This window comes from Lichenibacterium ramalinae (assembly GCF_004137085.1).
Classification (GTDB): domain Bacteria; phylum Pseudomonadota; class Alphaproteobacteria; order Rhizobiales; family Beijerinckiaceae; genus Lichenihabitans; species Lichenihabitans ramalinae.
Genome location: NZ_QYBC01000016.1, coordinates 141,739 through 158,605 on the forward strand (window position 1 = coordinate 141,739; position 16,867 = coordinate 158,605).

The 16,867-nt window shown below is 72.6% G+C and carries 14 protein-coding genes and 1 pseudogene; 8 read left to right on the forward strand and 7 right to left on the reverse strand.

Annotation, left to right across the window (positions count from 1 at the left end):
- Positions 1 to 15 precede the first annotated feature (15 nt).
- The gene (gene amaB, locus D3272_RS18820) at positions 16 to 1,539 is read left to right on the forward strand and encodes an L-piperidine-6-carboxylate dehydrogenase (protein ID WP_129220750.1); all 1,524 of its coding nucleotides are present in this window, start codon (positions 16 to 18) and stop codon (positions 1,537 to 1,539) included.
- 17 nt (positions 1,540 to 1,556) lie between these two features.
- Here amaB and D3272_RS18825 read toward each other — a convergent pair whose 3' ends face one another.
- Positions 1,557 to 1,808, reverse strand: coding sequence for a hypothetical protein (locus D3272_RS18825; protein ID WP_207210258.1), 252 nt, complete (start codon positions 1,806 to 1,808; stop codon positions 1,557 to 1,559).
- A gap of 299 nt (positions 1,809 to 2,107) precedes the next feature.
- On the opposite strand from D3272_RS18825, the gene D3272_RS18830 reads away from it, so the two are divergent.
- Together D3272_RS18830 and D3272_RS18835 are read left to right on the forward strand one after the other, a co-directional pair.
- Entirely contained in the window at positions 2,108 to 2,404 is a 297-nt protein-coding gene (locus D3272_RS18830; RefSeq protein ID WP_129220751.1) for a nucleotidyltransferase family protein, read from the forward strand.
- On the forward strand, positions 2,394 to 2,747 hold the full coding sequence (locus tag D3272_RS18835; protein ID WP_129220752.1) for a HepT-like ribonuclease domain-containing protein: 354 nt from the start codon (positions 2,394 to 2,396) through the stop codon (positions 2,745 to 2,747). The genes D3272_RS18830 and D3272_RS18835 overlap by 11 nt, the downstream gene beginning before the upstream one ends.
- Positions 2,748 to 2,995: 248 nt before the next feature.
- On the opposite strand, the gene D3272_RS18840 is transcribed toward D3272_RS18835, so the two are convergent.
- From D3272_RS18840 to D3272_RS18850, 3 genes are all read right to left on the reverse strand, one after another.
- On the reverse strand, positions 2,996 to 4,657 hold the full coding sequence (locus D3272_RS18840; RefSeq protein WP_129220753.1) for a formate--tetrahydrofolate ligase: 1,662 nt from the start codon (positions 4,655 to 4,657) through the stop codon (positions 2,996 to 2,998).
- 155 nt (positions 4,658 to 4,812) lie between these two features.
- Positions 4,813 to 6,126 (reverse strand): MFS transporter, encoded by a 1,314-nt coding sequence (locus D3272_RS18845; protein ID WP_129220754.1) that lies wholly within the window; start codon positions 6,124 to 6,126, stop codon positions 4,813 to 4,815.
- A 116-nt stretch (positions 6,127 to 6,242) separates the two neighbouring features.
- Positions 6,243 to 7,406, reverse strand: a complete 1,164-nt coding sequence (locus D3272_RS18850; RefSeq protein WP_129220755.1) for an ROK family transcriptional regulator — start codon at positions 7,404 to 7,406, stop codon at positions 6,243 to 6,245.
- Positions 7,407 to 7,576: 170 nt separating this feature from the next.
- Here D3272_RS18850 and D3272_RS18855 point away from each other — a divergent pair, with 170 nt between their 5' ends.
- From D3272_RS18855 to D3272_RS18865, 3 genes are all read left to right on the forward strand, one after another.
- Entirely contained in the window at positions 7,577 to 9,430 is a 1,854-nt protein-coding gene (locus D3272_RS18855; protein ID WP_129220756.1) for an alkaline phosphatase family protein, read from the forward strand.
- A gap of 93 nt (positions 9,431 to 9,523) precedes the next feature.
- A complete protein-coding gene (locus tag D3272_RS18860; RefSeq protein WP_129220757.1) occupies positions 9,524 to 9,931 on the forward strand; it encodes a CidA/LrgA family protein in 408 nt (135 codons plus the stop codon).
- Positions 9,928 to 10,638: an LrgB family protein gene (locus D3272_RS18865; RefSeq protein ID WP_129220758.1), complete on the forward strand. Its 711-nt coding sequence runs from the start codon at positions 9,928 to 9,930 to the stop codon at positions 10,636 to 10,638. Before D3272_RS18860 ends, D3272_RS18865 begins: the two co-directional genes overlap by 4 nt.
- Before the next feature lie 76 nt (positions 10,639 to 10,714).
- Here the strand turns inward: D3272_RS18865 and D3272_RS18870 are convergent, their stop codons facing one another.
- The gene (locus tag D3272_RS18870; protein WP_129220759.1) at positions 10,715 to 12,103 is read right to left on the reverse strand and encodes an MFS transporter; all 1,389 of its coding nucleotides are present in this window, start codon (positions 12,101 to 12,103) and stop codon (positions 10,715 to 10,717) included.
- 253 nt (positions 12,104 to 12,356) lie between these two features.
- Here D3272_RS18870 and gndA point away from each other — a divergent pair, with 253 nt between their 5' ends.
- A complete protein-coding gene (gene gndA, locus D3272_RS18875; protein WP_245496668.1) occupies positions 12,357 to 13,823 on the forward strand; it encodes an NADP-dependent phosphogluconate dehydrogenase in 1,467 nt (488 codons plus the stop codon).
- Positions 13,824 to 13,845: 22 nt separating this feature from the next.
- On the opposite strand, the gene D3272_RS18880 is transcribed toward gndA, so the two are convergent.
- Both D3272_RS18880 and D3272_RS18885 read right to left on the reverse strand, forming a co-directional pair.
- Positions 13,846 to 15,396, reverse strand: coding sequence for a S10 family peptidase (locus tag D3272_RS18880; RefSeq protein WP_129220761.1), 1,551 nt, complete (start codon positions 15,394 to 15,396; stop codon positions 13,846 to 13,848).
- A gap of 88 nt (positions 15,397 to 15,484) precedes the next feature.
- The gene (locus D3272_RS18885) at positions 15,485 to 16,411 is read right to left on the reverse strand and encodes a DMT family transporter (protein ID WP_129220762.1); all 927 of its coding nucleotides are present in this window, start codon (positions 16,409 to 16,411) and stop codon (positions 15,485 to 15,487) included.
- Positions 16,412 to 16,581: 170 nt separating this feature from the next.
- Between D3272_RS18885 and D3272_RS28020 the strand changes: the two are divergent.
- Positions 16,582 to 16,867: pseudogene (locus D3272_RS28020) on the forward strand (AraC family transcriptional regulator); the annotation flags it as partial.

Below are 16,867 nucleotides of genomic sequence, written 5' to 3' on the forward strand. Positions count from 1 at the left end.
ATCGAGGACGAACCCATGGCCCCAACATCCCTCGCGGCCGAAGCCGCCGCCATCCTGGGGCGCTTCGGCGTCGACGAGCGCCGCTTCGCGGCCGGCACGCTGCCGGTCCACTCCCCCATCACCGGCGAGGCGATCGCGGCCGTGGCGGAAACCCCGGCCGGCGAGGTTCCGGCCGCCATCGCCCGCGCCCAGGCCGCCTTCCTGGCCTGGCGCCGGGTGCCGGCGCCGCGCCGCGGCGAGCTCGTGCGGCTGCTCGGCGAGGAGCTCAGGGCCGGCAAGGAGGCCCTCGGCCGCCTCGTCACGCTGGAAGTCGGCAAGGTCGTCTCCGAAGGCCTCGGCGAAGTGCAGGAGATGATCGACATCTGCGATTTCGCCGTGGGCCTGTCGCGGCAGCTCGGCGGCCTCGTGCTGCCCTCGGAGCGGCCCGACCACAAGCTGACCGAGCAGTGGCACCCGGCCGGCGTCGTCGGCATCATCTCGGCCTTCAACTTCCCCGTGGCGGTGTGGTCGTGGAACGCCGCGCTGGCGCTGGTCTGCGGCGACCCCGTGGTGTGGAAGCCGTCCGAGAAGACGCCCCTCACGGCCCTCGCCGTCGACGCCCTGTTCCGCCGTGCCGCCGCGACGTTCGGGGCCGACGCCCCCGAGGGCCTGGCGACGCTGCTGATCGGCGGCCGCGACGTCGGGGAAGCGCTGGTCGACGACCCGCGCGTGCCCGTCGTCTCCGCCACGGGCTCGACCCGCATGGGCCGGGCGGTCGGCGAGCGGCTGGCGCGGCGCTTCGCCAAGGCCATTTTGGAGCTCGGCGGCAACAATGCTTCGATCGTCACGCCCTCGGCCGACCTCGACCTGACGCTGCGCGCCGTGGCCTTCGCCGCCATGGGCACGGCCGGGCAGCGCTGCACGACGCTGCGCCGCCTCATCGTGCACGAGAGCGTCTACGACGCGCTGGTGCCGAAGCTCGCCTCCGTCTACCGCGCCATCTCGGTCGGCAGCCCGGTCGCCGGGGACGCGCTGGTGGGGCCGCTGATCGACCGCGCCGCCTTCGACGGCATGGCGACGGCGCTGGGCGCGGCCCGGGCCGCCGGCGGCACCGTGCACGGCGGCGAGCGGGTCGACGTCAACGGCGCCAGCGCCTTCTACGCCCGGCCGGCGCTGGTCGAGATGCCGACCCAGAGCGGGCCGGTGCTGGAGGAAACCTTCGCCCCCATCCTCTACGTGCTGCGCTACCGCGACCTCGACGAGGCCATCGCCCTGCAGAACGGCGTGCCCCAGGGCCTGTCGTCGTCGATCTTCGGCAACGACCTGCGCGAGGTCGAGCGCTTCCTGTCGGCCCAGGGATCGGATTGCGGCATCGCCAACGTCAACATGGGCCCGTCGGGCGCCGAGATCGGCGGCGCCTTCGGGGGCGAGAAGGAGACGGGCGGCGGGCGCGAGTCGGGTTCGGACGCCTGGAAGGGCTACATGCGCCGGCAAACCAACGCCATCAACTACGGCCGAAGCCTGCCGCTGGCGCAGGGCGTGAGGTTCGACATCGCGTGACGCGCGCGGCCGGCGCGTCAGCTTTCGGCGCGCAGGCTCTTGATGAAGCGGCGGGCGACGACGCGGACGGCCTCGTCGTCCCGCGTCGCGTCGTCGGCCTTGTCCCACAGGTGGGCGAGGCTGCCGTCGAGTTCGTCGAGGAGATCCGGGTGGCGATGCGCCATGAAGCGGATCGTGCCGAAGAGGAGGTGCTCGATCGCCATCTCGCGGCGGCGGGCATCGGCGATGCGGTCGGTGTCGGTCGCTGTGTCGGTCGATTTGTCGGTCATGGCGCGTCAACGGCGCAGCGGCGCCGAGGTTCACGGCGCGACAGCGGCGACGGGGTCGCAGCGGTGGGGCGCGGGGACGCGGTCGGCGGAGGACGGGCCGAGGGGCATCGCCTTCCGCTCCGTCCCAGAGCAGGATCGGCTTTTTCGGGACCGCCTTGGCGGTTCCAAGCCGATGAGAATGCTCTCGATTTGGAGTTGGAGCGAATGCGCCCAAGGCGCAAGCGCTCCAGCGGCGACGGCCGAGACGCCCGCGACATCGGGGGCTTGAGCCTGCCGCCCGAACGTTCCATCATGAGTTCATGGACAGGGACGGCATCATCGCAAGGCTGAGGGATGCGGAAGGCGTGCTGCGGCGGCGCGGCGTGAACCACGCCGCCCTGTTCGGCTCGGCGGCCCGCGGCGAGGCCGATGCCGACAGCGACATCGACATCCTGGTCGATCTCGATCCCGAGGTGGTACGGACGGTGTTCGACTATGCCGGCCTCAAGGGATTCATCGCCGACATGTTCGATGGTTGCGTGGATGTCGTCGATCGGGAAGGCCTGAAGCCACACGTACGTCCGTCGGCGATGGCCGACGCGGTCTATGCGTTCTGACGGCGACCAGTATCGGCTCATCCACATCCGCGACAACATCGCGAAAGCGAAGCTGTTCGTCGAAGGGCTGTCATTCGAGCGCTTTCGTGACGATGAGAAGAGCTTCTACGCCGTCACTCGCGCTCTGGAGATCATTTCCGAAGCGTCGCGAAAACTGTCGACGGAGCTGAAAAGCCGCCACCCGGCCATGCCCTGGAAGGACATGGCCGGTGCAGGCAGCATCTATCGGCATGACTATGAGGACGTCATGCAACAGCGTGTCTGGTATACGGTGCAGGAAGCCTTGCCATCACTGTTGGCGATCGTGGAAGCGGAACTGGCGGCCGAAGATCGTCGGGCGTGATGGGACCTTGGTCCGGGTCCCCTGTCGGACATCGAGGCGAGGCCTCGGTTTTCGGCTCGTGAGACGTGGTCCGCAAGGTGTCCTTTGCGGGTCCGGCGACGACCGCAGGGAGGCTCGGCTCAGGAAGCGGCCGGACAAGGCACACCGCCGCGGGCCCGTCCCCGATCCGGAGCGGATCGGGCGCCCGGCCTGTGTCAGACGGACGATGACCCGCGCCGATCCTGCGACGAGCCTGCAGAGGGCCCCGCCTAGAACAGCCCCTGGATCACCCCACTGGCGTCGACGTGGATGGTTTCGGCGGCGGGGCGGCGGGGGAGGCCCGGCATGGTGACGATGTCGCCGCAGAGCGCGACGACGAAGCCGGCCCCGGCCGAAAGCCGCACGTCGCGCACCGGCAGGGTGAAGCCGCTCGGCGCCCCGAGGGCCGCCGGGTCGGCCGAGAAGCTGTAGGGGGTCTTGGCCATGCAGACCGGCAGGTGGCCGTGGCCGGCGGCCTCGAACCGCGCCAGCTTGCGGACCGCCGTCGGCGACAGCGCGACGCCGTCGGCGCGGTAGATCTCGCGGGCGACGGTGTCGATCTTGTCGGCGAGCGGCAGCGCGTCCGGGTAGAGCGGGGCGAAGCGGGCCGTGCCGCCGTCGGCCAGCGCCGCCACGGCCTCGGCGAGGTCCGCCGCCCCGGCGCCGCCCTCGGCCCAGTGGCGGCACAGGTGCGCGCCGACGCCGAGGTCGGCGCAGCAGGCGAAGACTTCGGCGAGTTCGGCCTCGGTGTCGGCGGTGAAGTGGTTGATCGCCACCACGACCGGCACGCCGAACTTCCGCACGTTCTCGACGTGGCGGCGCAGGTTGGCGGCACCGCGGCGCACCGCGGCGGCATCGGGCGCGCCGAGGTCGGGTTTGGCGACGCCGCCGTGCATCTTCAGCGCCCGCACCGTCGCCACCACGACGGCGACGGCGGGCGAGAGCCCGGCCGCCCGGCACTTGATGTCGAAGAACTTCTCCGCCCCGAGGTCCGCCCCGAACCCCGCCTCGGTCACGACGTAGTCGGCGAGCCTCAGGCCGAGGTCGGTCGCCACGACGGAGTTGCAGCCGTGGGCGATGTTGGCGAAGGGCCCGCCGTGGACCAGGGCGGGCGAGCCGTCGATGGTCTGGACGAGGTTGGGCTGGAAGGCATCGCGCAGCAGCGCCGTCATGGCGCCCGTGGCCTTGACGGCGTCGGCGCGGACGTCGGCGCGGGCGAAGTCCTGCCCGATCACCATGCGGCCGAGGCGCTCGTGCAGGTCGCCGAGCGAGGCGGCGAGGCAGAAGACCGCCATGGTCTCGGACGCGACGGTGAGGTCGAACCCGTCCTGCCGCACGGCGCCGTTGCCGCCGAGCCCGACGACGACGTCGCGCAGCGCCCGGTCGTTCATGTCGAGGGCGCGGCGCCAGGTGACGCGGGACGGGTCGAGGCCCAGCGGGTTGCCCCAGTAGACCTGGTTGTCGATCATGGCGGCCAGGAGGTTGTTGGCCGCCGTGAGGGCGTGGAAGTCGCCCGTGAGGTGCAGGTTGATCTCGTCCTGCGGCACGACCTGGGCGCGGCCGCCACCGTTCGCCCCGCCCTTGAGGCCGAAACACGGCCCCAGCGAGGGCTCGCGCAGGCAGATGATCGTGCGGCGCCCGATGCGGTTCAGCGCATCGCCGAGGCCGATCGTCGTGGTGGTCTTGCCTTCCCCGGCCGGCGTCGGGCTGATGGCCGTGACGAGGACGAGCCGGCCGCGCCGCTCCGGCAGGGCCTCCTGCGCGTCGAAGCTCACCTTGGCCTTGTAGGGGCCGTAGCGGTAGAGGGCGTCGGCCGGCAGGCCCGCCCGCGCCCCGATCTCGGCGATGGGGCGCAGCACGGCGGCGCGGGCGATCTCGGCATCGGTGGTCATGGCCGGCGCGCCGCCCCGCACCCCGCAGCCATCCATCGTCCGTGCCGCATGCCTCGATCCCACGTCCATCGTCAGAGGACGCGATACCTAGCGCATGACGCGCGCGGTCGCCAGGGCCGCAGGGCGGGGGGCGTTCCCGCCGCGCCGCCGCCCCGTCACTCCGCCGCCCGCAGCCCCCCGACCACGCGCCCGCCCAGCGTCGCCTCCGGGATCGGCTCGCGGATCAGGAACCAGTAGCCCATGGCCGCCACGAGGGCGATGACGGCGCCGGTGATGAAGGCCAGCGAGAAGTGGCCCGTGCCCTTCACGATGAAGCCCGTCACGGTGGGCGCCAGCGCCCCCCCGATGTAGCCGCCGAAGTTCTGCATGGCGCCGAGCGAGGCCGTGCAATTGGCCGGCGCCGCCACCGACGCCATGGCCCAGGCCGAGGAGGAGCAGACGTAGACCAGGAAGAGCGAGGCCGAGATGCAGGCGATGGCGAGCGTGTCGCTCGGCGTCACGGCCGCCACGACGGTGCAGGCCGCCGTCGCCACCAGCGCCGACGCCATGGGGATCTTGCGGCTGCGGATGGGGTCGATGCCGCGGCGGACCAGCACGTCGACGATGCGGCCGCCCAGCACGCCGCCCACGACGCCGAAGGCGAAGGGGATGGCCCCGACGAGGCCGGTCTTCTGCAGGGTGAAGTGGCGCTCGAGCTCGAGATAGCCGGGCAGCCAGGCCGTGTAGAGCCACGTCATGTAGATGCAGCCGAAATAGCCCATGATCATGCCCCAGGTGGTGCGGTATCCGAAGAGCCGCTTCCAGTCCGCCCAGGTCACGCGCGCGGCGGCGCCCGGCGCGTCGCCCTCGGTGAGGAAGGCGCGCTCCTCCGCCGTGAGGTCCACCTCGCGCGGGTTGCGGAACACGAGGAAGATCGCGGCCGCCAGCACGAGGCCCGCCGCCCCCATGGCGACGAACATCGACCGCCAGCCGAAGTTCACCATGAGCAACGTGAGGAGCGGCAGCGCCACGAAGCTGCCGAGCGAGGAGGCGCAGTTCCAGATGCCGGTGGCGGTGCCGCGCTGGCGGATGTTGAACCAGTCGCGCGAGACCCGGGCGCAGGTGGGGAAGTGCGGCGCCTCGCCGACCCCCAGCACGATGCGGGCGCCCACGAAGGTCCAGAACGACGTCACGGCCCCGCCCAGCATCTGGCCCAGCGACCAGCAGGCGAGGCCGAGCGTCAGCATCAGGCGCGGGCCCAGCCGGTCCGCCAGGGCGCCGGCCGGCAGTTGCGCGAAGGCATAGGCCCACAGGAAGGCCGACAGCAGCAGGCCCATGTCGGAGATGGACAGGCCGAGGTCTTCCCGGATCAGCGGGGTCGCCACCGCCAGGGTGGCGCGGTCGACGTAATTGACGACGCCGGCCGTGACCATCAGGGCGAGCGAGATGGTCTGGATGCGTCTGACGCGCGGCGAGGCCTTGGCCTGCATGTCGGTCTCCTCCCAAAAGCGCGGACCGGGCGGCCTTTGCGGCTCGTGGCGGTTCCGAACCCCATTGTGCATCGATTCCGTGCCCGCGGAAGGCCGGAAACGCCGCGGCGTCCGGTTCAGGCGAGGAAGGTCGCCTGCAGCGGCATGGCGGCGGCGCCGAGCGAGGCCGCGTCGCCCGGGACCTCGGACGTCCGGACCACGGGCAGAGGCGGCGGCCGCATCCGGCGCTCGGTCGCCGCCGGGATGCGGATCCGCGCCGCGAGGGCGCCGGCGATGGGCGGCGGCAGGCGCCCGCCGATCACGATGGCGGCGGGATCGAGCGCATGGGCGAGGAAGGCGCAGAGCATGGTGAAGGCGCGTTCGGCTTCGGCGAGCCAGGCCTCGACGCCCGGCGTGTCGACGCCGACGGCCGCGAGCATCGGCTCCACGCTGGGAAAGGTCCCTCCGGCGGCGCCGACCAGGTGGAGCATGCGGTCGAGGCTGGGATAACCCAGGCCGGCCGCCGTCCAGATGCCGCCGAACGCGCCGGCATTACCATGCGCGCCCGGAAACAGCCGGCCGCCCGAGATGATGCCGCCGCCGAAGCCGTTGGACAGATGGAGATAGGCGAAATCGGGACAGGTGCGCCCGACGCCGAAGAGGCTTTCGGCGATCGCCGCCGTCGCGGCAGCGTTCTGCACCGTCACGGGCAGCCCCAGAGCCTCCTCGAAGATCGGCGCGGTCTCGCTCAGGCCCCAATCGTCGAGCGACGCCGGCGGGTCGAGACGCCGTCCCTCGCCGACGAAGAAGCCCGACACGCCGACGCCCAGGCCGACCACGCGGCGGGGATCGATGCCATGCTCGGCGACGAGTTCGCCGTGGAAGGCCGTCAAACGGTCCAGCACCGCCGCCCGGCCCATGGAGCGCATCGCGGCCCGGCGGCTGCCGACGACGGCGCCGGAGAAGTCCATGAGGTTCAGGGACACGAGGTCCCCCATCAGGCCCGCCCCGAAGCTGTAGGCGAAGCCGGGGGCGAGGCGCACGTCGACGCTGGGGTTCCCCGGACGTTCGGTCGTGCGGCGCGACAGCACCACCATCCCGTCCCGTTCGAAGCCCTGGATCAGGCGCGCGACGGTGGGCTGGGACAGGTCGAGCGCCCGCGTCACCTCGGCCTGGCTGAGCACGCCCCGCCGGAACAGCAGGTCCAATGCCCGGCGCCCGCCCGGGCTGACGATCCGGTCGTCCGGTCCGGCGGCGGGACCGGGACGGTGCGGCTCCGGACGGGCGTCAACCACGCTCATGGCCCCCCCTGTCCGGACACACCGTCACGCGACTTTCATGCTCAGCACATACTATGCATGACGCATAGTAAAGTCCCGACCGGGTGCCCGGAAGCATGCCAGCCGCGACCCCCCATCCACCCTCGTCCGACCGGGACCGGGGAGCCTCGATCCCCAAGGAGACCACCTCAATGGCCACCCGACACCGGTTCGGCAGGCGGCTGGCGGCCGCAAGCCTGCAGGCGATCGTCGCCGCATCGGCTCCCGGTGCCGCCGCGGCGGCATCGACGACGACGCCCATCAAGCACCTCGTCGTCATCATCGGCGAGAACCAAAGTTTCGACCATGTCTTCGCGACCTATCGGGCGCCGTCCAGCGACCGCGTCCGCAACCTCCTGTCGGAGGGCATCGTCGACATCCAGGGCCGGCCCGGCCCGAACTTTCCCGCCGGCGCCCAGTTCAGCGCGGTGGAGACCGGCACCTTCCAACTCGCCCCGAACGGCAGGATGCCTTACGTCCACCTGCCGGCCGAGACGACCGGCAACCTGCCGCAGGGTTCGAGCGATACGGCCGGGCCGCCTTTCGCAACGGCATCGGGTGCGCTCGCCTACGAACGTCAGTTCTACCACGGCTTCGCGGCTCTCCTGAATCCCGTCGACCTGACGACCGGCGCCAACGCGTTGCCGAAATACGTGCCGGACACGCGGATCGCCAACGTCACGGCTCTGCCCGACGGGCCTTTCCAACTGACGGGCAAGACGCCCTACGACTTCTACACGGCCGACCCCAACCACGGCTTCTTTTCCGAATGGCAGGAGGCCGATTGCGCCGTCTCCCATGCCACGGCCGCCAATCCGAGCGGGTGCCTCAACGACCTGTTCCCCTGGGTGGAGGCGAGCCGCAACGCCAACGGCATCGGCAGCGGCGGCGTCGCCCTCGGCTTCTACAACGTGGCGCGGGGCGACGTGCCCTATTTCGCCTCGCTGGCGCGCCAGTACACGATGAGCGACAACTACCACCAGCCGATGCGCGGGCCCTCGTCGCCGAACTGGATGTTCTTCGGCACCGCCGACGAACTCTTCTACAGCGACGGCCAGGGCAACCCCGCGACGCCGTCGACCAGCCTGGTCCTGAACCCGGATCCGCGCCCGGGCGCCAACAACACGCCGGTGAACGACGGGGGAAACTTCGTCGCCTGCGCCGATCCGGCCCAGCCCGGCGTGGCCACGATCCGCGCCTACCTGGCCTCGCTTCCCTACGGCCCCGACCCGCATTGCGCGCCGGGCGCCTACTACCACGTGGCGAGCCGCCATCCGGGCTTCTTCGCCGACGGCACCGTCGACACGGCCGCCAACGCCCTGCCCCGGTCCTCCGTGCCGACCCTCGGCGAGCGACTCAGCGCCAAGGGCATCTCCTGGGCCTGGTTCGGCGGCGGCTACGCCCGCTACGTGGCGGACCCCTCCCACACGGCGTCGCCCGGCTATTGCGACAATTGCAACCCGTTCCAGTTCTCCACCGCCGTCATGGGCACGCCGGGGGGCCGCGCCCACCTGCGCGACGCCGAGGACCTCCTCAAGGACATCCGGGCCGGCCGCCTGCCCGCCGTCTCGTTCGTGCGCCCCGAGGACGCGCCGAGCGGCCATCCGGACTCGTCGAAGCTGAGCTCCTTCGAGAACTACGCCAAGGAATACATCCAGGAGATCCAGGCCCAGCCGGACCTTTGGAAGGACACCGCCATCCTGGTCACCTTCGACGAGGGGGGCGGGTACTGGGACTCGGGCTACGTCCAGCCGATCGACTTCTTCGGCGACGGCGTCCGGGTCCCGATGATCGCCGTGTCGCCCTTCAGCCGCGGCGGGCACGTCGGCCACGTCTATGCCGACCACGCCTCCCTGGTGAAGTTCATCGAGGCCAACTGGGGCCTCGACCCGCTGTCGCGGCGCAGCCGCGACAACCTTCCCCAGCCCGTGACGGCCGGAAACCCCTACGTGCCCGTCAACCCGCCGGCCATCGGCAACCTCATGGACCTGTTCCGCTTCCGGTGAACCCTCGCCCCAGGGGCGCCGGCCCGCCGCCTTGCGCGGCGCGCCGGGACCATGCATTGCCGGGGGGCGGCGGCTGCGGTTGGGGGTGCCTCGATGGTCCTGGGTTTCGCGATCCTGCTGGTGTGCCAGCTGGTCGGGGAGATGGCGTCGCGCGGCTTCGGCCTGCCGGTGCCCGGCCCCGTGCTGGGTCTCGTGCTGCTGGTCCTCGGCCTCGCCGCCTGGGGACGGGGGCGGCCCGACGCCGAGGTGCGCGACAGCGCCGTGGCGCGGGTGGGCGACGGGCTCCTCGCCAACCTCGGCCTGCTCTTCGTGCCGGCCGGCGTCGGCGTCATCCAGTATGGCGGGCTGCTGAGGGCCCAGGCGCTGCCGCTGGCCCTGGCGCTGGTCGGCTCCACGGCCCTCACCCTCGTGGTGACGGTGCTGGTCTTCGTCGGGGTGTCGCGGCTCGTCGGCCACCGGCCCTCCGACGAGGCGCCGCGCGGCGAGGGAGACCTGCCGTGAGCGTCTTCGGCCTCTGGGTCTACCTGTCGACGGCGCCGCTGTTCTGGCTCACCGTGACGCTGCTGGCCTGGCTCGCCGCCGATGCGCTGGCCAAGGCCTCGGGCCGCCACCCCACCGTCAATGCCGTGCTGATCGCCGCCGTGATCGTGGGGACGCTGCTCCTCGCCTCCGGCACGGATTACCGCACCTACTTCGACGGCGCGCAGTTCATCCACTTCCTGCTCGGCCCCGCCACGGTGGCGCTCGGCATCCCGCTCTACCGCAACCGCGCCCTGGTGCTGCGCAACCTCCTGCCCATGATGGCGGCGCTGCTGGCCGGGGCCGTGGTGTCGATCGCCTCGGCGGTGGGCATCGCGGCGGCCCTGGGCGCGCCGCGCGACGTGCTGGCCTCGCTGGCGCCGAAATCCGTCACGACCCCGGTCGCCATGGCGGTGTCGGAGCGGCTCGGCGGCCAGCCGTCGCTGACCGCCGCCCTCGTCATCCTCACCGGCATCCTCGGCGCCGTGATGGTGACGCCGCTCATGAACGCCATGGGCATGAAGGATTATGCGGCGCGCGGCTTCGCCGCCGGCCTCGCCGCCCACGGCATCGGCACCGCCCGGGCCTTCACGGTCGACACGGTGGCGGGCACCTTCGCCGGCATCGCGCTCGGGCTCAACGCCCTGGTGACGGCGGTGCTGGCGCCCATCCTGCTGGGGCTGTTCTGACCATCCCGGCGCGGCGCGACGCGGCCACACCGCGGCCCCGGGGTCGTCCGCCCGTCGGGGCGGCGCACGGGCGCCGTCAGTGCCGCGCCGCGCGCCCCGGCACGAAGCGCCAGGAGGCGAGCGCCATGGCGACCAGCAGCAGGGCCGAGATCACGGCGGCGGCCCGCAGCCCGGCGACAAGGTCCGGCCCCGCCAGCGTGCCGAAGACCGCGACGCCCATGGCGCCCCCGGCCTGGCGGGCCGCGTTGGAGACGGCCGAGGCCACGCCCGAGCGGGCGCGCTCGACGCTGCCCAGCATGGCCCCGATCATGGCGGGCACGCCCGTCCCCATGCCGGCCGGGATCAGCACGAAGGCCGGCAGCGCCATCCAATAGGGGCTGTCGGGGCCGAGCAGGAGCAGCAGCAGGAAGCCGCAGGCGTCGAGCAGGAAGCCGCCCACCATGCAGGCCCGCACGCCGAAGCGGCCGACCATGCGGGCATTGACGAGGTTCACCGCCACGAAGGTCGCCATGAGCGGCAGGTAGGCGAAGCCCGTGGCGGTGCCGCCGAGGCCCCGCACATGCTGGAAATACAGGCTCAGCACGAAGACCATGCCGTAGAAGGTGAAGTTCGCCACCGTGCCGTAGACCAGCGCGGTGGAGAAGGTGCCGGAGCGGAACAGCGACAGCGGCAGCAGCGGCGCCGCGGCCCGGGCCTCGACCCCGACGAAGAGCGGGCCGGCCACGAGGGCGGCGGCGAGCAGGCCCAGCACGGCGGGGTGGCCGAAGCCGAGCGGGTGCGCCTCGATGACGGCCCCGGTCACGCCGGCGAGCGCCACGATGGCGAGGAGCTGGCCGAGGGGGTCGAAGCCCTGCCCCTCGTCTTCCCGCGGCGTTTCCGGCACCCGCAGGGCCAGCAGCGCGGCGACGAGGCAGACCGGCAGGTTCACCAGGAAGATCAGCCGCCAGCTGCCGGCGGCGAGCAGCAGGCCGCCCAGCACCGGGCCGGCCGCCAGCCCGATGCTGCCCGAGGCCGTCCACAGGCCGACGGCCCGCGCCCGCAGCGGCGGGTGGTGCTGGGTGGCGTGGTTGATGAGCGACAGCGAGCAGGGCAGCATCACGGCGGCGCCGATGCCCTGCAGGGCCCGGGCCGCCACCAGCGTGACCACGTCGGGGGCGGCGCCGCACAGCGCCGAGGCCAGCGCGAAGAGCCCGACGCCCGCGAGATACACGCGCCGGGCGCCATAGCGGTCCCCCAGGAACCCGCCGATCAGCAGCATCACGGCGAAGACCAGCGCGTAGCCGTCGACGATCCACTGCAGGCCCGAGATGCCGGCGCCGAGGTCGGCGCCGAGCCGCGGCAGCGCCACGTTGACCACGGTGACGTCGAGCTGCACCAGGGCGAAGCCGAGGCTCGCGGCGGCCTGCGTCCAGCCGGGGGCGGCAGGCGCCGCGGCGGACGGCAGCGCGGAAGTCCCAGACGTCATCAGAACCGCTCCAACCCTCGTGGCGCGAGTTCTATGGGGCACGGCCGGGAATGAACAGGCCGGCCGGCGCGGGGCAGCATCGCGCCGCCACGGGCCCCGGCCGCCCCCCGCGTCCTGTTTCGCGCGCCGGCCCGCGGCCGGGCGCAGGCCGGAGATGTCGTGGCGGGCGTTGACGGCGGGCGGGCTCCACCCTCAATCATGGGGGCATCCGAGTGCGGCCGCGGCCGCCGGGGCGCTTGCCAGGAGACGACACGTGACTGACCTCTGCGATATCGGCGTCATCGGCCTCGCCGTCATGGGCGCCAACCTCGCCCGCAACGCCGCCCGCAAGGGCTTCGGCGTGGCGCTCTACAACCGCCACGGCGGCCGCACCGACGCGCTCGTGTCGGAGTTCGGCCACGAGGGACGCTTCGTGCCCTCCAAGGACCTCGCCGGCTTCGTGGCCTCGCTGGCCAAGCCCCGCGCCATGATCATCATGGTCAAGGCGGGCAAGCCGGTCGACGACGTCATCGCCGACCTCGTGCCGCTCCTCGACGAGGGCGACATCGTCATCGACGGCGGCAACTCGCTGTTCTCGGACAGCGACCGGCGCTACCGCGAGCTCAAGGAGAAGGGCCTGCGCTTCATCGGCATGGGCGTGTCGGGCGGCGAGGAAGGCGCGCTGCTCGGGCCCAGCATGATGCCGGGCGGCGAGCGCGAAGCCTACGAGCGCATCGCCCCCATGGTCACCAAGATGGCGGCCCAGGTCGATGGCGAGCCCTGCGCCACCTACATCGGCCTCGGCGGCTCGGGCCACTACGTCAAGATGGTGCACAACGGCATCGAATATGCCGACATGCAGCTCATCACCGAGGCCTACGACCTGTTCAAGACCGTCTACGGCCTCGACGCGGCGGCGATCGCCGACATCTTCGAGGGCTGGAAGTCGAGCGACCTCGACAGCTACCTCATCGACATCACCACCGAGGTGCTGAAGAAGCGCGACCCCAAGACGGGCGGCGCGCTGGTCGACAGCATCGTCGACGAGGCCGAGCAGAAGGGCACGGGCCGCTGGACCGCCGCCAACGCGCTCGACCTCGGCGTGCCGCTGACCGGCATCACGGAAGCGGTCTTCGCCCGCGCGCTGTCGGGCCGCCGGGCGCTGCGCGGCGAAGCCGAGAAGCTGCTGCCGTTCCGCGCGCCGGCGGGGCTGAAGCCGAGCCAGGCCGACATCGACGCCGTGCGCGACGCCCTCTACGCGTCCAAGATCATCGCCTACGCGCAGGGCTTCGAGCAGATGACGGCGGCCTCGAAGGACTATGGCTGGGAGCTGAAGCTCGGCGAGGTCGCCACCATCTGGCGCGGCGGCTGCATCATCCGGGCGCGCTTCCTCGACCGCATCCGCGACGCCTACAAGGCGTCGGACAGCATCCCGAACCTCGTGCTGGAGGACTATTTCCGCGACGCCGTGCTCGCGGCCGAGCCGGCGTGGCGCAAGGTGGTGATGCTGGCGGTGCAGCACGGGGTGGCGATCCCGGCCTTCTCGTCGTCGCTGTCCTACTACGACGGCCTGCGTCGCTCGCGCGGCCCCGCCAACCTGCTGCAGGGCCTGCGCGACTATTTCGGCGCCCACACCTACCGGCGCTTCGACGCCGAGGGCTCCTTCCACACGCGCTGGAGCCAGGACGGGTCCGAGATCCGCACCGACACGCCGAGCGAGGGCGGCACGCCGCGCAGCTGACGCCGGCGCGCCTCGCCCCGGCTCAACGGTCGAGGCCGCCGATCAGCCGGGCGGCCTCGGCCCGGAAGGCCGCGCGGGACTCGTCCCGGCTGTAGAACATGTGGCCGCCCGGCAGCGTGACGAGCCGCACGCGATCGCCGCCCGCGCCGGCCGGGAGCTGGTTCAGCAGGATCTGCGTGCCCTCGAAGGGGGTGACGAGGTCGAACAGCCCGTGGCCGATCAGCACGTGCAGCTGCGGGTCGAGCGCCAGCGCCTGGCGCAGCGCGTCGAAGGACTGGGGCCGCAGGAAGCCCCGCCCGTAGTCCCACTGCTTCGGGATCTCGGGGTCGAACAGCCGGTAGACCTGCCCGTCCGGGTGCCAGCGCAGCCTGTCGTAGACGGCCAGCACGGCGCCGGTGACGGGCGCGAACAGGCCGCCCAGCATGGGGTCGTCGCCGCGCCCCTCCGGCACCTCCGGGTAGGGATCGGGCAGCGTCACGGTGGCGTCGTAGGCGCTGTCGATCCGCCCGGCGGCACGGTCGTGCTGGTGCTGGAAGGTCCAGGCGTTGACGAGGCCGCGGTGCTGGCGGATCACGGCCGGGTCGAGGCCCGTGAAGGCGACGACGCGGTCGACGACCCGGGCGAGCGCCGCCGGATCGGCGAGGCCGCGCAGCACGTCCGCCAGGAACGGCCCGGTCGCATAGGCTTCGGCCTCGGCGAGGTCGGCGCGGGCGACGGCTTCGCCCCGGTCGGCCCGGGCCGCGGCGGCCATGGAGGGCAGTTCGGCCGCGTAGCCCAGCACGTCGAGCGCGCCGCTGCGGTTGCCGTAGTCGAAGAGCGGTGACACCAGCACGAGGCCGCGCAGGCCGACGCCGTCGTGTTGGGCGAGGCGCCGGGCGAGGCGCGGCCCGCGGAACCCGCCGTAGCTTTCGCCGAGCAGGTATTTGGTGGTGGCGATGCGGCCGGCCCTGTCGAGCCAGCGGCGGATCGCCTGCGACAGGGCGTCGATGTCGCCGTCCACCGACCAGAGCCGCTTCTTCGCCGCCGCGTCGCCGGGCGGCAGCACCGTGCCGTAGCCGGTGCCGGGCGGGTCGATGAAGACGAGGTCGGTGAAGTCGAGCCAGGTGTCGGCGTTGGGCTGCGGCACGGGCGAGGCCGAGGGGCCCGGCACGAAGGGGATTCGCCAGGGGCCCACCGCGCCCATCTGCAGCCAGGCCGAGGCCATGCCGGGCCCCCCGTTGACCACGAAGGTGACGGGGCGCGTCGCCGGGTCGGCGCCGTCGAGCGTGTAGGCGGTCGTGCCGATGTCGGCCTCGGGCGTGCCGTCCTCGCCGAGGATGCGGACGAAGCCCGCCGTGGCGGTGACGTGCAGGCTGCGGCCCGGCAGGTCGAGCGTCTGGCGGGTCACGGCATCGGGCGCCGGCGGGCGCGGCCGGTCGGGCTGCTGCTGGTTGCGGTCGCCCCGCTCCTTGCGGGTCCGGTCGCCGTCGGCCTGCTGGGCCTGCTGAGTTTGTTGGGCCTGCTGGGCTCCGGCGGGCATGGCGGCGGCGGCGAGGAGGCAGCAGAGGGTCAGGGACCGGAGGGTTGATCGCACGATCGAAGGCTCCAGGAACCGGCCTCGGCGGCGCGGGCCCGCCCCGCCCCATACCACCGCGGGGGCGCGCCGACGACCGAAAAGCGCATCATGACAATCCCGAGAGGAATCGCCCGGCCCTCCCGCGCAGGCTGCTCCGCGTGCGCGGCGCCGCAGGCCGCCAGAACGTCACGGCATTGCCGAGCAGCGCCACGGCGAGGCCGAGAAGGCCGGTCCAGTGCCAGCGATAGCCCTCGAACAGGGTCGAGATCGCCAGCGCCACGATGGGGAACAGCACGGTGGCATAGGCGGCCCGCGATGCGCCGACCCGCGCCACCAGCGACAGGTAGGTGGTGAAGCCCACGACGGAGCCGACCGCCGCGAGATAGGCCAGGGCGGCGACATAGGTCCCGCTCGGGGGCGCCACGAAGGGCGTGCCGGTGATGCCCATGAGGGCGAGCAGCACGAGGGCGCCATAGGCCATGCCCCAGGCGTTGGCGGTGAGCGGCGGGATGCCGGCCTCGCTGTTGCGACGCGACGCCATGTTGCCGAGCGAGAAGAACAGCGTCCCCAGCACGGCGAGGCCGATGCCCCTCGGCGTGCCGCCGTCGATGCCGACCGCGACGTCGTGGCCGAAGAGCAGCAGCAGGCCGCAGACGCCCAGCGCCGCCGCCAGGGCGACCCGCGCCGTGACCGGGGTTCCGAAGAAGAGGCGGGCGTTCACGGCGTTGAACAGGGTCGCGAGCGAGAAGACCACCGAGACCAGACCCGACGGCACCGTGGCGGCCGCCGCGTAGAAGCACAGGAAGTTGCAGCAGAACAGGCACAGCGCCTGCGCCAGGATGAAGGGGTGGTGGCGCCGGGCCGGCACCGACAGGCGGCCGGTGGCGGCGAGGGCGCCGAGCAGGATCAGCGCCGCGAGGGCGAAGCGGTAGAACACCGAGACCAGCACCGGCACCGGGCCGACCTCGAGCGCGATGGCGATCCAGGTGGTACCCCAGATCAGCACGGTGGACAGGAACAGCAGGAGGTTCATGGCGGGCTCGCACGGCGGAGCCGCAGCCCTACCCCGGCGGGCGCCGCCGCTCTTGCAGGATCTTGCGGCGGAGTGCGGCGGAGGGCCCGCCGGTCTGCCGGCGGGGCTGTCGCGCGCCGTCCTGCGCCGCTACGGTCGGGGTTCCAGTCACGGTCCCGGAACTTGCCCCCATGGCGCGCCGCCGCCCCTCGGTCTTCGGTTTCCTGTCGGCCTCGCCGCGCGCCCGCGCGGTCGCCACCCTGGACCTCGGCTCCGGCGGCTCCGCCGCCGTGTGGCGCAACGACGACGACCGCGTGGCCTACGAGCGCCCCGACGGCCACACGTTCAGCCTGTATCTCGAGGGCGGCGGCGGCACGCGGCGCGTCGACCGCCGGTCCTGCGCCGGCTGGCCGGGGGCGCTGTGCTTCATGCCGCACGGCACATCGTCGGACTGGGAGATCACGTCGCCCTTCGCCT